The sequence below is a fragment of the Acidovorax sp. GW460-11-11-14-LB4 genome (genome assembly GCF_059423685.1).
Window position 1 is genome coordinate 17,653 of the sequence record NZ_JBWKYJ010000055.1, and the last position, 16,398, is coordinate 34,050.

A 16,398-nucleotide genomic window follows, 5' to 3' on the forward strand; every position below is an offset into this window, starting at 1 on the left:
TTACGGGGCGGCGGGCGGCGCGCCTTCTCCATCAGCGGCAGGGTTGTCCTGGGGGCGGACCAGGGTCCACACCACCAGCTTGCCCTGCTGGAACTCGCAGGTGACGTGCGAGCGGGTGCCGTCGGTCCAGCGGTAGACCTCGGGCTGCACGTTTTCGGCCGAAACGCGCTCTCCCAGCGCCTGGGTCATGGCCACCACGTGCATGAGGTTCACGCCCTTCGTCAGCCGGGCGTTGAGCATCACGGCGCTGCCCACATACCCGATGGGGCGCTTGGCGGCCTTTTGCATCACGCTCATCAGCCGCGTGAAGTGCAGCAGGCCCCACATGAGCAGCCCACCGGCCACGGCAGCCACCCCGGCCCAGCCGTAGGCATAAAAACCAAACCCGATCAGGGCCACCGCCCCCAGGGGCACCAGGATATTGCGCAAGTTCATAGGTCGAGATTGTCTTATGGCGCCATGGACATGGCGCTGTGGGCATTGCTTACAGACCGCGCACCACGTTCATGGCCTCTTCCACCCGCTCGACGGCGTGGATGGTCAGCCCCTCGATGGGTTTTTTGGGCGCATTGGCCTTGGGCACCACGGCCACGCTGAAACCCAGCTTGGCGGCTTCCTTCAGGCGCTCTTGCCCACGCGGGGCGGGTCGCACCTCACCGGCCAGCCCCACTTCGCCAAACGCCAGAAAGCCTCGCGGCAGCGCCTTGCCCCGCAGGCTGGAGGTGATGGACAACATTACCGCCAGGTCGGCGGCCGGTTCGCTGATGCGCACGCCCCCCACCGCATTCACAAACACGTCCTGGTCCATGCAGGCCACTCCCGCATGGCGGTGCAGCACGGCCAGCAGCATGGCCAGGCGGTCCTTGTCCAGGCCCACCGACAGGCGCCGGGGGCTGGGGCCGCCACTGTCCACCAGGGCCTGGATCTCCACCAGCAGCGGGCGTGTGCCCTCCAACGTCACCATCACGCAGCTGCCGGGCACGGGCTCGGAATGCTGGCTCAAGAAGATGGCGCTCGGGTTGCTCACGCCCTTGAGGCCCTTCTCGGTCATGGCAAACACGCCAATCTCGTTCACAGCGCCAAAGCGGTTCTTGATGGCCCGCACCAGGCGGAACTGGCTGTGCGTGTCGCCTTCGAAGTACAGCACCGTGTCCACCATGTGCTCCAGCACGCGCGGCCCCGCCAGCGCACCTTCCTTGGTCACATGGCCCACCAGAATGACAGCAATGCCCGTGCCCTTGGCCATGCGCGTGAGGTGCGCTGCGCATTCCCGCACCTGGGCGACGGAGCCCGGCGCGCTGGTGAGCTGGTCGGAATAGGTGGTCTGGATGGAGTCGATGACCACCACGGCGGGCTGCGTGGCCTCCACGGTCGCCAGAATCTTTTCGAGCTGGATCTCGGCCAGCAGCTGCACCTGGCTGCCGTCGATGCCCAGGCGCCGCGAACGCAGCGCCACCTGCGCTCCGCTCTCCTCACCCGTCACATACAGCGTGGGCAGGCCCGCGCGCTGCAGCGCGTCCATGGCCTGCAGCAGCAGGGTCGATTTGCCAATACCCGGATCGCCCCCGATGAGCACCACGCCCCCTTCCACAATGCCGCCGCCCAGCACACGGTCCAGCTCGTCGATGCCGCTGGGGGTGCGGGCCACGTCCTGGGCCTCGATGGCCGCCAGCGGCAGGACGGGCTGCGCGTTGGCCAGGCCCGCGTAGCCTTGCGGCGTGCTCAGGCGGTTCTTGCCCGGCCCGGCCTCGGCCACCTGCTCGATCAGCGTGTTCCAGGCGCCGCAGGACGGGCATTTGCCCAGCCAGCGCGGGCTGGTGCCGCCGCACTCGGTGCAGGTGAACGTGGTTTTTTCTTTGGCCATGGCAGGTGTCGGTGAGGCGCCCCGATGCAGGGGCAGCCGACTATAGCGGCCATGCCCACATCGATCCGCCGCAGCCCGTACGATGGCGGGCTTGGCACCGCACGGAGTTGACATTGCAGACACCCACCAACCGCTTCAAACAGGCCATGGCCCAAGGCCAGACGCAAATCGGCCTCTGGCTCGGGCTGGCCAACGGCTACAGCGCCGAAATCCTCGCAGGCACCGGCTACGACTGGCTGCTGGTCGATGGCGAGCACGCGCCCAACGACCTGCGCTCCATCCTGCACCAGCTGCAGGCCATCGCCAGCGCCACCAGCGCCCTGCCGCCAGGCGTGCAGGCGCCCCACCCCATCGCCCGGGTGCCGGTGGGTGACACGGCCCTCATCAAACAATACCTGGACATCGGCGCGCAGACCCTGCTGGTGCCCATGGTCGATACGCCCGAGCAGGCCCAGCAGCTGGTGCGCGCCACGCGCTATGCGCCCGAGGGCGTGCGCGGCATGGGCAGCGCACTGGCCCGCTCGTCGCGCTGGCAGGCGTACCCGCAGTATGTGCACGAGGCCAACCAGCAGATCTGCCTGCTGGTGCAGGCAGAAACGGTGGAAGCCATGGCCCACCTCGATGCCATTGCCGCCACGCCCGGGGTGGACGGCGTGTTCATCGGCCCGGCCGACCTGTCGGCCTCCATGGGCCACCCGGGCAACCCGGGGCACCCCGATGTGCAGGCCGCCATCCACGACGGCATTGCGCGCATCCTGCGCGCAGGCAAGGCGCCGGGCATCCTGGCCACCACCGAGTCGCAGGCGCGCCAGTGGCTGGCAGCTGGCGCGCTGTTTGTGGCCGTGGGCGTGGACACCATGCTGCTCGTGAGTGCTGCGCAGGAGCTACTGGCACGCTACCGCAGCGCGACCGACGCCGCCCCCACCCGGCCCGCAGGCTACTGAACTTTTCTTCTTTCAGACTCAAGGACAGACATCCATGAAAGCATGTATCTACGGCGCAGGCGCGATCGGCGGCTGGCTGGGCGTGGCCCTGGCGCAAGCGGGCGACACCGTCAGCATGGTGGCGCGGGGCGACACGCTGCGCGCCCTGCAGGCCGAGGGGCTGCGCATGCGGCGCGCCGACGGCTCGCTGGCGCAAGTGCCCGTCACAGTCCACAGCGACCCGGCAGCGCTTGGTGTGCAAGACCTGGTGGTGGTCGCCGTCAAGGCCCCGGGCCTGCCCGACGTGGCGCGCGCCATGGCGCCCTTGATCGGGCCCGACACCATCGTGCTCACCGCCATGAACGGCGTGCCGTGGTGGTTCCTCGACGGCTTTGGCGGTGCGGCGCAGGGGCATGCCCTTGAATCCGTGGACGCGGGAGGCGTGATTGCCCAGGCCGTCCCGGCGCGCAACGTGGTGGGCAGTGTGGTGCACACCAGCTGCTCGCTGGAGGCTCCGGGTTTCGTCCGCCAGCACTTTGGCAACCGCCTCATCGTAGGCGAACCGGACGGCAGCCGCAGCCCGCGCCTGCAAGCACTGGCCGACACGCTGCAGCGCGGCGGCATCGATGTGGAAGTGAGCGACTGCATCCAGAAGGACATCTGGTTCAAGCTCTGGGGCAACCTCACCATGAACCCCATCAGCGCCCTCACCGGCGCCACCACCGACCGCATCCTGGACGACGAGCTGGTGCGCGGCTTTGTCAGCGCGGTGATGCTGGAAGCAAAGGCCATCGGCGACCAGTTGGGCCTGCCCATCGACCAGCAGCCCGAGGACCGCCACGCCGTCACGCGCAAGCTGGGTGCATTCAAGACCTCGATGCTGCAGGATGTGGAGGCGGGCAAGCCCATGGAGATCGACGCCCTGGTGGGCGCGGTGCGCGAGCTGGGGCAGATCACCCACACGCCCACGCCGCACACAGACGCCCTGCTGGGCCTCACGCGGCTGATGGCGCGCACGCGGGGCCTGTACTGATTCATTTCAAGCAAAATCGGCTGCATGCGCTAGTGGAATAACCGCCAGCAGCTATTTAATTTATAGCAAACCAACCATGACCCAACTCACGCTGTACTACACCCCCGGCACCTGCGCGCAGGCCGTTCGCATCGCTCTGGAAGAAGCGGGCGCCCCCTACGACCTGGTGCGCGTGGACTTCGCCGCTGGCCAGCAACGCACGCCCGAATACCTGGCGGTGAACCCCAAGGGCCGCGTGCCCGCGCTGGCCACGCCGCACGGCACGCTGACCGAAACCCCAGCGCTGCTGGCCTATGTGGCGCAGAGCTTTCCAGAGGCGCGCCTGTCGCCCGCCGACGCGCATGGCTTTGCGCGCCTGCAAGAGTTCCACAGCTACCTCGCGTCCACCGTGCACATCGCCCATGCCCACCGCCCCCGCGCCAGCCGCTGGGCCGATGAGCCCGAAGCCCAGGCGGCGATGCAGCGCAAGGTGCCGCAGAACATGACCGAGTGCTTTCACCTCATCGAAACCCACTACCTGCCGCAAGCGGACCACGGGCCCTGGGTGATGGGCGAGCAATACACCGTGGCCGACGGCTACCTGTTCACCATCGGCACCTGGCTGCACAGCGACGGTGTGGACATTGCCCAGTTTCCGAAGGTTTTTGCCCACACACAGCGCATGCTGCAGCGCCCCGCCGTGCAGCGCGCACTGGCCTGATACGCCACCTGCAGACGCAAAAAAAGCCCCGGTGCTTCGGGTCAGAAGCACCGGGGCTTTTTGCTGGCAACCGGGATCAGTTCATCTTCAGATAACGCCAGTCAATGCGGTTGTCCGCGCGGTGGATGATCTCCACCTTCTTCGTCCCCGCCCACGGGATCACCTGGTTGTACAGCGGTATGTGCGACACCAGCTCATGCTCCTTGATCAGCGCCTGCTCGATCAGGCCGTTGCGCGTGGCAGTGTCCGTTTCCTTCTTCACACGCTCGATCAGCGCATCCATCTGCGGGTCGGAGAAGCGGCCCAGGTTGAAGTTGCCATCGCCCCCCGCGCCGGGCGAGCGCACCAGCGACTGCAGGCTGTAGAACGCGTCAAACGTGGGCACACCCCAGCCCAGCAGGTAGATGCTGGCTTCGTTGCGCTGGATCATCGGGAAGTAGGTGGCAAACGGCAGCGAGCGCAGCTTGGCCTTCACGCCCACCTTGGCCCAGTGCGAGGTGATGGCCTGGCACAGCTGCTCGTCGTTGATATAGCGGCCCGCGCTGCAGGCAAAGTCCACCTCAAACCCGTTGGGGTAGCCCGCATCGGCCAGCAGCTTTTGCGCGGCCTTGGGGTCGTAGGGGTAGCGCACGTCGGCCTTCTTGGTCCAGCCGTTGACCTGGTTGGCGATGAGTGTGCCCGTGGGCTGGGCCAAGCCACGCAGCACCACGCGCTGGATGGACTGGATGTCGATCGCCTGGTACAGCGCCTTGCGCACGCGCAGGTCCTTCAGCGGGTTCTTGCCCTTCACGTCCGAGCCGGGCAGCTCGTCACGGAACTGGTCCAGCCCCAGGAAGATGGTGCGGTACTCGGGCCCTTCCAGCACCTGCAGGTTGGGCGTCTGCTTGATGCGCGCCAGGTCCTGCAGGCTGGGGTCGATCACAAAATCCACCTCACCCGACAGCAGCGCCGCTGTGCGCGTGGCGTCGGCCTTGATGGGGGTGTAGACGATCTCGGTCAGGTTGGTGGGGTACTTGCCCTTGCCCCACCAGTGGGGGTTGGGCTCCAGCACCACGCGCTGGTCAGGCGTCCACTGCTTGAGCTGGTAGGGGCCGGTGCCCAGCGCATTGCGGTGGGCAAAGTTTTCGTCCTTGGTCTTGATGTCCTTGGGCTCGACCGACTTGTTCTTTTCGGCCCAGGCCTTGCTCATGATGCGCAGCTCGGTCAGCTGGTTCACCAGCACGGGATTGGGCAGGTCGGAGTGGATGTCGATGGTGTAGGCATCGACCTTTTCCACGCGGTCAATGCCCTGGGTGTAGACAGCGAAGTTGGAGCTCTTGGCCTTGGCCCGCTCCAGCGAGAACTTGGCGTCGTCGGCCGTGAACTCGCTGCCGTCGCTGAACTTCACGCCCTTGCGCAAGGTCAGGCGCAGCTGCGTGGGCTTGATGAGCTTCCACTCGGTGGCGAGCGAGGGCTCGGGCTTGAAGGTCTTGCTGTTGTATTCCACCAGCGTGTCGTACACCGCGCCGTGCATGGTGTTGTTCACGCCCACGTTCTGGGTGTGGATGTCCCAGGTGGAAATGTCCACCGAGCGGGACCAGCGGAACGTGGCGGACTGTGCGGCCAGGGGCAGGGCCGCAACAACGGCGGCGGCCAGGAGTATGTGTTTGAAGCGCATGGACGGGAGGATAGGCAAAAACGCCAAAAAATGCTGAATGGCCAGACTATCCCCCAAGCGGCGCTTTTAGAAAACGAACTTATTCTTCTTAGCTTAGAGCCATCACCCCTGCCAGCACCAGCATGGTGGTGGCCGTCACCGCATCCAGCACCCGCCACGCAGACGGGGTGGCAAACAACGGGGCCAGCCAGCGGGCACCCAGGCCGATCAACAAGAACCACAGCGCGCTGGCCAGCGAGCCACCCGCCGCAAACAGCGCACGGCCCCAGGCCGGGTAGGGTGTGGCCATGGTGCCCAGCAGCACCACGGTGTCCAGGTAGACATGCGGGTTGAGCCAGGTGAGCGCCGTCACGGTGGCCAGAGTAGTGCGCAAAGTGGCGCCGGGGCCGCTGGTGGCCACCAGCAACTGGCCGGGGCGCAGCGCCCGCGCGGCAGTCTGTGCCGCATACATCAACAGGAACAGCGCGCCCGCCCAGCGCATGAACTGCGCCCATTCAGGCCGGGCCAGCAGCACGCCGCCCATGCCCCACACGCCCACCTGCAGCAGCACCGCGTCCGACAGCGCACACACCAGCACCACAGGCATCACATGCTCGCGCCGCAGGCCCTGGCGCAGCACAAACGCGTTTTGCGCGCCAATGGCCATGATGAGCATGGCGGTGGAGGTGAAACCGTGGACGAAGGCAGTGGAGACCATGGGCACGGATTCTGGCCAAGGGCCTTCGTTGACGCCAGCTATACTTTTTAACGATCCGTCAGAATGGCTAACCACCCATGCAACTCGACTCCGCCCAGCTCAACGCCTTTGCAACGGTGATCGATGAGGGCAGCTTCGAGCGAGCGGCGGCCGTGCTGCATGTCACGCGCTCAGCGGTGTCGCAGCGCATCAAGCTGCTGGAAGAGCGCGTGGGCCAGGTGCTGGTGCGCCGCGCCGCGCCCTGCACGCCCACCGAGGCCGGGCAGGCGCTGTACCGCCATGCGCGCGAGGTGGCGTTGAGCGAGGCCGATGCGCTGGCCACCATTGGCGGCGGGCAGCACAGCACCACGCGGCTGGCGATTGGTGTGAATGCCGACTCGCTGGCCACTTGGTTCCCCCACGCCATGACGCAGGCGGCCGAGGGGCAGGCCATCACCTTCGACATCCATGTGGAGGACCAGGACCATTCGGCCAACCTGCTGCGCGAGGGCCGCGTGATGGCCGCCGTGACGGCCGACCCGCAGCCCGTGCAGGGCTGCCAGGTGCTGCCGCTGGGCACGCTGCGCTACCGCGCGCTCGCTAGCCCTGCGTTCATGGAGCGCCACTTTGCGCAGGGCGTGAACGCCACCACCCTGGCGCAGGCACCCATGCTGGTGTTCAACCGCAAGGATGCGCTGCAGGCGCGTTTTGTGGGCCGCCTCACGCGTCGCAAGCTCGCACCGCCCGTGCACTGGCTGCCCGAGGCACATGCGTTCGTCAAAGCCACCCGCGCCAGCCTGGGCTGGGGCATGACGCCCGACCCGCTGGTGGAGGACGACCTGGCAACCGGCGCCCTGGTCGAGCTGATTGCAGGCAAGCCGGTGGATGTGCCGCTGTACTGGCAGTGCTGGCGCCTGAACGTGCAGGCCCTGCAGCACGTGACGCAGGCAGTGCAAAAGGCGGCGGCGCTGACGCTGCTGCGCTGAGAGGAAAGTAGCGAGTGATGTAGCAAGCAGGGGCCGACTACACAGCGCTCGCCAGGTCCTCGTGGTGGTCCGCCGCGCCGCGCTTCCAGTAAGCGGAGATGCGCATGCGTTTCGGGTCCACCCCCGGCTTGGCCAGCATGGCACGGCGCACAGCGGCCATGTCGTTGTGTTCGCCCGCAGCCCAGACAAAGCCCGCGCCGGCGGGCAGCGGCAGCGCCTCCACTGCCGCAGGCAGCGCGCTCACCCACTGCAGGTCCAGCTGCGCCGCGCTGGTCAGCACCCGCTGGTCGGCTGGGTTGCTCAGCTGGATGCGCACGGTGGCCTCCGCGCTGGCGGGCAGCTCGGCCAGGCGGCGGGCGATGGCGGGCAGCGCGGTTTCGTCGCCCAGCAGCCAGTGCCAATCGAAGCCCGTGGGCACGACCATGCTGCCGCGCGGCCCGGCAATGCCCACCCACTGGCCCACCGTGGCGCTGGCGGCCCAGTCGGTGGCGGGGCCGGCGTCGTGCAGGGCCACTTCGATGTCCAGCTCGCCCGTGGCGGCGTCATAACGCGCAGGGGTGTAGTCGCGCAGCACGGGGCGCGGGCCGTCAAACACGGGGCGACCGTCCTGCAGCGTGGGCAAGGTGGGGCGGTCCTGCCCGGGCGAGGGAAGGATGAGCTTGAGGTGGTCGTCGAACCCGGCGCTCACAAACCCCGCCAGCTCGGGGCCGGCCAGGGTCAGCCGCACAAAGCCGGGGCTGACCTGGGTGCGGCGCACCACCTGGAGGTGGCGGCCCTGCAGGGGATGGCGAATGCGCTCGATAGCGAGGGAGGGGGCCGTGGCGGCCAGGGGAAAAGAAGCGTTCATGGCGTAAAATGTTGATTTAATCAACCAAATCATCCGCCATTCAGTTGACTTTGTCAACAGATAGCCACGCCATGCCCCCACGCGCCCGCCCCGATGTGTTTGAAGCCCTGCACGACCTGATGCACGCCTACCGGGCGCGCATGGTGCGCGCGATGACCTCCGTGCATCCGGACCTGACCTTCAATGAAGTTCGCGCGCTGAACTTCATCGGCCGCCACCCCGGCGCCACGCAGAAAGAGCTGGTGCGCCACAGCGGCGCCGACAAGGCCCAGGTGGCACGCATGCTGGGCCCGCTGCAGGACAAGGGTTGGCTGGAGCGCCAGCCCCACGCCGAGGACCGGCGCAGCCTGTGCCTCACGCTGAGCGCCGAGGGCCAGGCGCTGTACCAGGCGCTGCAGGCCGCGCGGCAAACCCTGTCGGCCCAGGTGCTGGCAGGCTGCGACGACGACACCCAGGCGCAATTGCTGGCCCTGCTGGCGCGGGTGCGGACCAACCTGGACGCACTGCCACCCCTGGAGACTGGCGAGGACTGCAGCCACGGCAAGGGCCGATCCTCCCGTTAAGGGCCCCACAGGGGGTTTCAAGTGCTTTTGAAGGGATTTTTGCCCCAAGCGCTAGTGCAATATGCCCTGTGTGCTATCAAATAGAGAGCAAATCACCGCCCCTGGATGACGCGCAACGCCTCGGGCAGCGACTGCACATGGGGCAGGAAATGGTCGATGGTGGCGCCCAGCAGCACGGCGCAAACCAGCGCGCCCAGCAGCGGCTTCCAGGTCAGGCGCACGGCGGCGCTGAGCCAGCCCTCGCGCTCCACCCCCACGGCGGCGCGGGCCGTGGCCACTGAAAAGGCGATCTCCACCGCCACCGTGAGCAGCACATCCCAGCCAAAAAACAGCATGGCGAGCGAGCCCGCACCCAGGATCAGCGCCGCGCCGATGAGAAAGATGGCCACCACGGGCACGACCACCACGGCGCCCTCGTCGGCGCTGCCCAGCGCATCGGCCGCGCCCCCGGCAATATCGCCCAGCACGCTGGAGTCGCTGCCGGAGCCCCCGCTGGACAGGCCCTGCGTCCACCCGCCCCCAAAGTCCCCCGATGCGCCGCCGCCGCCAAAGTTGCCACCGCCGGTGCGGGGCAAGGGCACCTGGCCTCCACCGGAGGGGCCATTGCCACTGGGCCAGGAGATGTCGGGCAATTCCACACTGCTGCCATCGCCCGACGACCCGTCCCGCCGCACCAGCCGCGCTGCCCAGGCGCGCAGCACCAGCAGATAGCCGACGTAGCCCACGGACAGCGTGACCAGGTACCGCAGCGCCAGCGAATCCACGCCCAGCACCATCTGCAGGTGCGAGGTGGCCCACATCAGCAGCAGCGTGAAGCTGCCGATCAGCAGCCCGTGCCAGCGCAGGCTGTAGCGCTGCTGCAGGGTGCGCGCGACCGCGCCGTGGTGCGGCATGCGCACCGAGCGCCAGGTGGAGCTGCCTTTTTTCTTGGAACTGGAGGAGTTGCTGCGGGGTGTGGCCATGGAAGGAGCGCGCTGGCGCGGTGGCAAACAGACGGCGCCATTTCACACCAGTTTCAGGCCGCGCCCCACGCAGGCGGGCCCTGCGGCGTGAACTTGTGCGCGAACCGCGCCCTGCCGCACGCCAATGAAGGGGGGCTTCAGGCCCCGGCGTCCACCACCACCGGCACGCGCTGCGCCAGGGCGCACATCAGCTCGTATCCCACGGTGCCTGCTGCCTGCGCCACCTCGTCGATGGACAACACCACGCCATTGCTGGCGCGGCCCCAGAGCGTGACCTCGCTGCCAAAGCCCACCTCCACACCCGCCTGCTGCAGGGGCGTGAGGTCAACGGTCACCATGTCCATGCTCACCCGCCCCACCAGGCGCGTGCGCACGCCGTTCACCAGCACCGGCGTGCCGGTGTCGCAGTGGCGGGGGTAGCCGTCGGCGTAGCCACAGGCGGCGATGCCAATGGTGAGCGGGCCGTCGGCCGTGAAGCGCGAGCCATAGCCCACGGTGTCGCCCGCCTGCAGTTGCTGGGTGGCGATGAGGCGCGTGGACAGCGTCATGGTGGGTTGCAACCCCCAGTGGCCGGCATGGTGCTCGGGGAAGTCCGGCGCACTGCCATAGACCACGATGCCCGCGCGCACCCAGTCGGCGCGCACGCCCGCATCCTGCGCGTGGCGCAGCGTGGCGGCACTGTTGCTCAGGCTGCGCTCGCCGGGCAGGTCCTGCGCGGCGGCGTTGAACGCCGCCATCTGGTGGGCAATGCCGCGCGGGCCGTCGGCGTCGCTGAAGTGGGTCATGAACGAAATCTCGTCCACCTGCGGCAGCGCATTGAGCCGGGCCCACGCGGCGCGGTAGCGCTCGGGCGTGAAGCCCAGCCGGTTCATGCCCGAATTCATCTTGAGGAACACCCGGTGCGGGACCTGGGTCTTGTGCGCGGCCAGCATGTCGATCTGCTCGTCGCAGTGCACCGCATGCCACAGGCCCAGGCGCGAGCACAGCTCCAGGTCGCGCGGCTCGAACACGCCTTCGAGCAGCAGGATGGGCCCGCGCCAGCCCAGGTGGCGCACGCGCTCGGCCTCGGCCAGGTCCAGCAGCGCAAAACCGTCGGCGCCGCGCAGGCCCTCGTACACCCGCTCGATGCCGTGGCCATAGGCGTTGGCCTTGACCACCGCCCACACCTTGGCGTCAGGCACCGACTGGCGCACGCGCGCGAGGTTGTGGTGCAGGGCCGTGGTGTGGATGGTGGCAGCAATGGGACGGGGCATGGGACAGACCTGATGGAGCGAGGGATTTACCGGGGGACCAGCGCCGGATTCTGGCACTGTGGCCGTTTATCCGCGTGATATAACCGCCTGTCCCTCGCTACGATTCTTCACATTTACCAGGGCATCAGCCCAACTGATGCTCTCACCAGCCATTCGATGAAGCGCGGTTTTTACACCATCATGTCGGCGCAGTTTTTCAGCTCGCTGGCCGACAACGCACTCTTCGTAGCCGCTGTGGAACTCCTGCGCACCGGAGGCGCCCCCGAGTGGCAGCGCGCAGCCCTGGTGCCCATGTTCGCATTGTTCTATGTGGTGCTGGCGCCCTTCGTCGGCGCCTTTGCCGATGCGCTGCCCAAGGGCAAGGTCATGTTTGTCAGCAACGCCATCAAGGTGGCGGGCTGCCTGATGATGCTGTTTGGCTCGCACCCGCTCATGGCCTACGCCGTGGTGGGGCTGGGTGCTGCGGCCTACTCTCCCGCCAAGTACGGCATCCTGACCGAACTGCTGCCCGCGTCCCAGCTCGTCAAGGCCAACGGCTGGATCGAGGGCCTGACCATTGCATCGATCATCCTGGGCGTGCTGCTGGGCGGCCAGCTGGTGGGGCAGCAGCTGTCGGGCATGCTGCTGGGCTTTGACTTCCCCGTGATCGACACCGGCGTGGACACCCCCGCCGAGGCCGCCATCGCAGCGCTGATCGCTGTCTATGCACTGGCTGCCTGGTTCAACACCCGCATCCCGCACACCGGGGTGGAGATGCGCCCCCTGCGCGCCGACCCGTCACGCAGCGTGGTGGCCAACGCGCTCAACCTGCTGCCCGACTTCTGGGCCTGCAACAGCCGCCTGTGGCGCGACAAGCTGGGCCAGATCTCGCTGGCCACCACCACCCTGTTCTGGGGCGCCGGTGGCAACCTCAAGTTCATCGTGCTGGCCTGGGCCGCCGTGGCCCTGGGCTACAACACCACCCAGGCCTCGGCCCTGACGGGCGTGGTGGCCATCGGCACCGCCGTGGGTGCCGTGGTGGCATCGATGCGCATGCGCCTGGACATGGCCACCCGCGTGATCCCGCTGGGCATTGCGATGGGCTTGCTGCTGATCCTGATGGTGTTCATCAGCAACATCTGGCTGGCCATTCCGTTCCTCATCGTGCTGGGTGGCCTGGGCGGCTATCTGGTGGTGCCCATGAACGCCCTGCTGCAGCACCGGGGCCACAACCTCATGGGCGCAGGCCGGTCGATTGCCGTGCAGAACTTCAACGAGCAGGCCTGCATCCTGGGCCTGGGGGCTTTCTACAGCCTGTCGCTCAAGCTCGGCCTGTCGGTGTTTGGTGCCATCACCACCTTCGGGCTGGTGGTGGCGGGCATCATGTGGGTCATCCGCCGCTGGCACCAGCGCAACTGCGTGAACCACCGCGACGAAGTGAACCACCTGCTGGACATCGCGCGGCACGATACGCACCATTGACTCCTGATTGCGAAGCCCCCCTGTGCGGCTTCGCCGCTTCCCCCGAGGGGGACGCACCCAGTGGCCAGGAGCTATGGAAGGCTCCCCCTGAGCCGCTGCGCGTCTTCCCCCTCTCTCGCTGCGCGGGAGGGGGACACACCCAGTGGCCTGGCAAAGCCAGTTCCACGGGTGCACTGGCCTTGAAGCGTGCCAGTTTTAGCTGGCTGTGCAGCATGGAACCACCTGCTACATAATTTATAGCTTTCAGCGCATATTCCACTAGCGCTACCGCCTGTTTTTCCCTTCAATGCACTCTCCCCTCCCCTTCGCCGCACTCTTATTCAACGCCTTTGTCTGGGGCCTGGCGTGGTGGCCGTTCCAGCACATGCACCAGGCGGGGCTGCACCCCTTGTGGGCCACGGCCTGCATGTATGCGGTGGTGCTGCTGGCGCTGCTGGCCTGGCGCCCCGGCATCTTGCAGCAGGTGCGCGCGCATCCGCAGCTGTGGCTGCTGGCGCTGGCCTCAGGCCTGAACAACGTGGCCTTCAACTGGGCCGTGACCATTGGCGACGTGGTGCGCGTGATCCTGCTGTTCTATCTGATGCCCGCCTGGGCCGTGCTGCTGGCCTGGAAGGTGCTGGGCGAGCGCCCTACCCCTGCGGCGCTGCTGCGCCTGGCGCTGGCTTTCTGCGGCGTGGTGCTGGTGCTGCTGCCCGAGGGCGCGCCTGCATCGCGCCTGCTGCAGAACCTGTCGCTGGCCGACGCTCTGGCGCTGCTGGGCGGTTTCATGTTCGCGCTGACCAACGTCACGCTGCGCCGCCTGCACACCGTGCCGGGGCCCGCGCGCATGTTCTCGATGTTTGGCGGCTGTATGCTCATGGCGCTGGCCGTGGCCAGCATTGGCCTGCAAGTGGGCGTAGTGGAACCCTTCCCTGCCGTCAATGCCACCTGGGTCGTCACCGGCCTGCTGCTGGCCGGGGTGCTGATGCTGGGCAACTGGGCGCTGCAATTTGGCGCCGCCCGCCTGGCGGCGGGCACCACGGCGCTGGTGATGCTGTCGGAGGTGATGTTTGCCAGCGTGTCGTCGGCCCTGCTGGGCGCGGCCACGCTGAACACGCGCACCGTGCTGGGCGGGGCGCTGATCCTGCTGGCATCGCTGCTGGCGGCGCTGCAGTTCCGCCGACCGGGCGCTGCGGGCCCTCATTGATGGATTGACCCGCCTGCGCACAGGCCTCTGCAGCTGGGGCTACGATGGCCCGTCATCCCCACCCGGAGAACCCGCATGTCCACCAGCATCTACGACTTTGAAGCCCTGCAGATGAACGGCCAGGCCGTGCCTCTGTCGCAATACCGCGGCAAGGTATTGCTCATCGTGAACACCGCCAGCGCCTGCGGCTTCACGCCCCAGTTCGGCGGGCTGGAAGAACTGCACAAGGAATACGCAGACCAAGGCCTCGTCGTGCTGGGCTTCCCCTGCAACCAGTTCGGCGCCCAGGACCCTGGCAGCAACGACGAGATCGCCAGCTTCTGCCAGCTCAACTACGGCGTGAGCTTTCCGATGATGGCCAAGATCGACGTGAACGGCGCCAACGCCTCGCCCCTGTACCAGTGGCTTACCGCCGAAGCCCCGGGCCTGCTGGGCAGCAAGGCCATCAAGTGGAACTTCACCAAGTTCCTCGTCGGCAAGGACGGCCGCGTGATACGCCGCTATGCACCGCAGGACGCGCCGAAGAAGCTGGGGGGGGATATTGAGGCGGCACTGGCGGCCTGAACCCACTGCCCCGGCTCGCGGAGGACGGCACCGCTCTTTGCGCGCGCCATCACAGGCGATGATGAGCTTATCAGCACATATCAGGGTGCTCCGCGCATGCCTGGCGTTACCAATTGATGCGCCATGTAGGCATTTGTGAAAGCTGAATCAAGCAGTTGCCTACAGACGCATTGACGTCAAAACAGCAGAAAACACCGGCGACACTCGGCGTCGTTTCAGAGTGGCAGAGACCACTCGGTCGCATTTTCTGCTGTTTGGGAGGCCCCTCTTCATGTCTGCTTTCGCTGGATGGCGAGCGTGCTTTGCCGCTGCGTCATTTCTTGTCGCCGCCTGCGCTGCTCAAGCCCATGACTTTGTGAACATCCCACCAGCCTTGTGCGTGCCGGTGGACCGCAGCGTGGGTCTGCCTGCCGAGATGGAGCCCTATCGTGCTGCAGTGCGTATATGTGCCATCGCGCAGCAGCCGCCTTCCGTGGCTGCGCCGGTTGCTGCCAAGGTGAGCTTGCTCAGCGTGTTCACCGACGACTATTACAAAACCTTGCCCGCTGATGCGGCGTGGCGCGACTTTCCTCTGCCCATGCTCGTTGACGCGACGGGTCGCTGCCTGGGCCGCATCCCGCACCTCTTCCCAGTCGATCCCCCGCAGGAATTAACCATCAGCGCCGGGCGATGGCAGCGCGGTACCCCGCACGAACTGCGCCTAAAGGTGCAGTCCCCTGCCGTGGGCGGTGACTCCACGCTGCCCAGCCTGCACTGGAATCCTCGCAAGGGGACCTACACCCCCAAGAACACCACCCCTTCACAGGACAAGACCTCGTGCCCACAGACGTAGCCGAAACCGCGCAGTCCGTCAGCAAGCTCAAGCAGGCTTGCGATGCTGCCTATGCGCTGTATCCCAACTCATGCAGCCATGCCGTCTGGCATGTGATCAAGCAGTACCTGCCCAACCAGGCTTGGATGAGCGCCAACGCACTGGTCGAACACATGCGCGGGCAGGCGCACTGGAAGATCGTCCCGGCAGGACAGGTGGGCCGTCTGGCGCGCGAAGGTGTGCTGGTGGTGGGCGGCAAATCCGAGGCCACCAACGGGCACGTGATCGTTGTCTACCCTGGGCCAGACACGACGGCGGGCGGCTACAGCTATACCCGCGACGGCAAGGCAGAGACCCTGCGCACGCGGGGCAGTTACGCGCCGGCCATGTCCACCTCGTTGGGCTCGTGGCCAGGTGCCAAAAGCCGGGGGGACAAAACCATCTGGGACCCTTGGGCCAACGACGCCAAATTCGCGCAGGTCACCTTCTGGCAACTGGTGCAATAGCGGACAGGGCCGCTGTGCGGCTCTGCCACTGCCACGGCACCGAGTCTCGTCTTCGGTCTTCTGTGGCGGGATTTGCGCCACCAAGGTGACGCCTCCGCCAGTCGCTATCTGGCTGGCCGCGAAATGTGTCCCGCCGGTAGCAGGCCGCCGCGCCAGTGGCCCTCTGAGGGCCTCCGCGCGGACTGGCGAGGACCTACTGGTCAGTTCCAGGCCGCTCAAAGAGTCATCGTTTCAGCGCGCAAGTTTCCATCACTATTTTTTCAACTCGAAGGGATGTCCATGCTCTTTCACACACGCTTCGCCCCCGTTGGTTTGCTGACCGCCGCCGCACTGCTGCTTGCAGGTTGCGCCGACACGCCGCCCCCGCCGCCGGAGCCCGAAGTGGCTGCCGCGCCCGCCCCTGTAC

17 protein-coding genes are annotated in these 16,398 nt (G+C 67.1%); 10 read left to right on the forward strand and 7 right to left on the reverse strand.

Annotated elements, in window-relative coordinates; genetic code table 11:
• Together AC07X4_RS17495 and radA are read right to left on the reverse strand one after the other, a co-directional pair.
• Entirely contained in the window at positions 1-435 is a 435-nt protein-coding gene (locus tag AC07X4_RS17495) for a hypothetical protein (protein ID WP_056057291.1), read from the reverse strand.
• 49 nt (positions 436-484) lie between these two features.
• Positions 485-1,864 carry a DNA repair protein RadA gene (gene radA, locus AC07X4_RS17500; RefSeq protein ID WP_056057287.1) on the reverse strand — a complete coding sequence of 460 codons (1,380 nt, stop codon included), beginning with the start codon at positions 1,862-1,864 and terminating at the stop codon, positions 485-487.
• A gap of 113 nt (positions 1,865-1,977) precedes the next feature.
• On the opposite strand from radA, the gene hpaI reads away from it, so the two are divergent.
• From hpaI to AC07X4_RS17515, 3 genes are all read left to right on the forward strand, one after another.
• Complete coding sequence (gene hpaI / locus AC07X4_RS17505) at positions 1,978-2,808, forward strand: 4-hydroxy-2-oxoheptanedioate aldolase (protein WP_494740791.1); 831 nt, start codon at positions 1,978-1,980, stop codon at positions 2,806-2,808.
• Positions 2,809-2,842: 34 nt separating this feature from the next.
• Positions 2,843-3,820, forward strand: coding sequence for a 2-dehydropantoate 2-reductase (locus AC07X4_RS17510; RefSeq protein ID WP_494740792.1), 978 nt, complete (start codon positions 2,843-2,845; stop codon positions 3,818-3,820).
• 76 nt (positions 3,821-3,896) lie between these two features.
• The gene (locus AC07X4_RS17515; RefSeq protein ID WP_494740793.1) at positions 3,897-4,520 is read left to right on the forward strand and encodes a glutathione S-transferase family protein; all 624 of its coding nucleotides are present in this window, start codon (positions 3,897-3,899) and stop codon (positions 4,518-4,520) included.
• 76 nt (positions 4,521-4,596) lie between these two features.
• Here AC07X4_RS17515 and AC07X4_RS17520 read toward each other — a convergent pair whose 3' ends face one another.
• Both AC07X4_RS17520 and AC07X4_RS17525 read right to left on the reverse strand, forming a co-directional pair.
• On the reverse strand, positions 4,597-6,177 hold the full coding sequence (locus tag AC07X4_RS17520) for an ABC transporter substrate-binding protein (RefSeq protein WP_494740794.1): 1,581 nt from the start codon (positions 6,175-6,177) through the stop codon (positions 4,597-4,599).
• A gap of 88 nt (positions 6,178-6,265) precedes the next feature.
• The gene (locus tag AC07X4_RS17525) at positions 6,266-6,874 is read right to left on the reverse strand and encodes a LysE/ArgO family amino acid transporter (RefSeq protein ID WP_494740795.1); all 609 of its coding nucleotides are present in this window, start codon (positions 6,872-6,874) and stop codon (positions 6,266-6,268) included.
• A gap of 77 nt (positions 6,875-6,951) precedes the next feature.
• Between AC07X4_RS17525 and AC07X4_RS17530 the strand changes: the two genes are divergently transcribed.
• Positions 6,952-7,839: a LysR family transcriptional regulator ArgP gene (locus AC07X4_RS17530; protein ID WP_494740796.1), complete on the forward strand. Its 888-nt coding sequence runs from the start codon at positions 6,952-6,954 to the stop codon at positions 7,837-7,839.
• A 37-nt stretch (positions 7,840-7,876) separates the two neighbouring features.
• Here AC07X4_RS17530 and AC07X4_RS17535 read toward each other — a convergent pair whose 3' ends face one another.
• On the reverse strand, positions 7,877-8,686 hold the full coding sequence (locus AC07X4_RS17535; protein ID WP_494740797.1) for a siderophore-interacting protein: 810 nt from the start codon (positions 8,684-8,686) through the stop codon (positions 7,877-7,879).
• A gap of 71 nt (positions 8,687-8,757) precedes the next feature.
• Between AC07X4_RS17535 and AC07X4_RS17540 the strand changes: the two genes are divergently transcribed.
• Positions 8,758-9,249, forward strand: a complete 492-nt coding sequence (locus AC07X4_RS17540; RefSeq protein WP_494740798.1) for a MarR family winged helix-turn-helix transcriptional regulator — start codon at positions 8,758-8,760, stop codon at positions 9,247-9,249.
• Between the two features lie 92 nt (positions 9,250-9,341).
• On the opposite strand, the gene AC07X4_RS17545 is transcribed toward AC07X4_RS17540, so the two are convergent.
• Both AC07X4_RS17545 and alr read right to left on the reverse strand, forming a co-directional pair.
• Positions 9,342-10,211: a hypothetical protein gene (locus AC07X4_RS17545; protein ID WP_494740799.1), complete on the reverse strand. Its 870-nt coding sequence runs from the start codon at positions 10,209-10,211 to the stop codon at positions 9,342-9,344.
• Positions 10,212-10,348: 137 nt separating this feature from the next.
• Positions 10,349-11,464 (reverse strand): alanine racemase, encoded by a 1,116-nt coding sequence (gene alr / locus AC07X4_RS17550; protein ID WP_494740800.1) that lies wholly within the window; start codon positions 11,462-11,464, stop codon positions 10,349-10,351.
• A 156-nt stretch (positions 11,465-11,620) separates the two neighbouring features.
• On the opposite strand from alr, the gene lplT reads away from it, so the two are divergent.
• The 5 genes from lplT (at position 11,621) to AC07X4_RS17575 (ending at position 15,992) form a co-directional block, all read left to right on the forward strand.
• Positions 11,621-12,925, forward strand: a complete 1,305-nt coding sequence (gene lplT / locus AC07X4_RS17555) for a lysophospholipid transporter LplT (protein WP_056057261.1) — start codon at positions 11,621-11,623, stop codon at positions 12,923-12,925.
• Positions 12,926-13,211: 286 nt separating this feature from the next.
• Positions 13,212-14,111 carry a DMT family transporter gene (locus AC07X4_RS17560; RefSeq protein WP_099731528.1) on the forward strand — a complete coding sequence of 300 codons (900 nt, stop codon included), beginning with the start codon at positions 13,212-13,214 and terminating at the stop codon, positions 14,109-14,111.
• Between the two features lie 75 nt (positions 14,112-14,186).
• Positions 14,187-14,675 (forward strand): glutathione peroxidase, encoded by a 489-nt coding sequence (locus AC07X4_RS17565; protein ID WP_288852849.1) that lies wholly within the window; start codon positions 14,187-14,189, stop codon positions 14,673-14,675.
• 271 nt (positions 14,676-14,946) lie between these two features.
• A complete protein-coding gene (locus AC07X4_RS17570; protein WP_494740801.1) occupies positions 14,947-15,507 on the forward strand; it encodes a hypothetical protein in 561 nt (186 codons plus the stop codon).
• The gene (locus AC07X4_RS17575; RefSeq protein ID WP_116748605.1) at positions 15,492-15,992 is read left to right on the forward strand and encodes a hypothetical protein; all 501 of its coding nucleotides are present in this window, start codon (positions 15,492-15,494) and stop codon (positions 15,990-15,992) included. Before AC07X4_RS17570 ends, AC07X4_RS17575 begins: the two co-directional genes overlap by 16 nt.
• Positions 15,993-16,398: the final 406 nt, after the last annotated feature.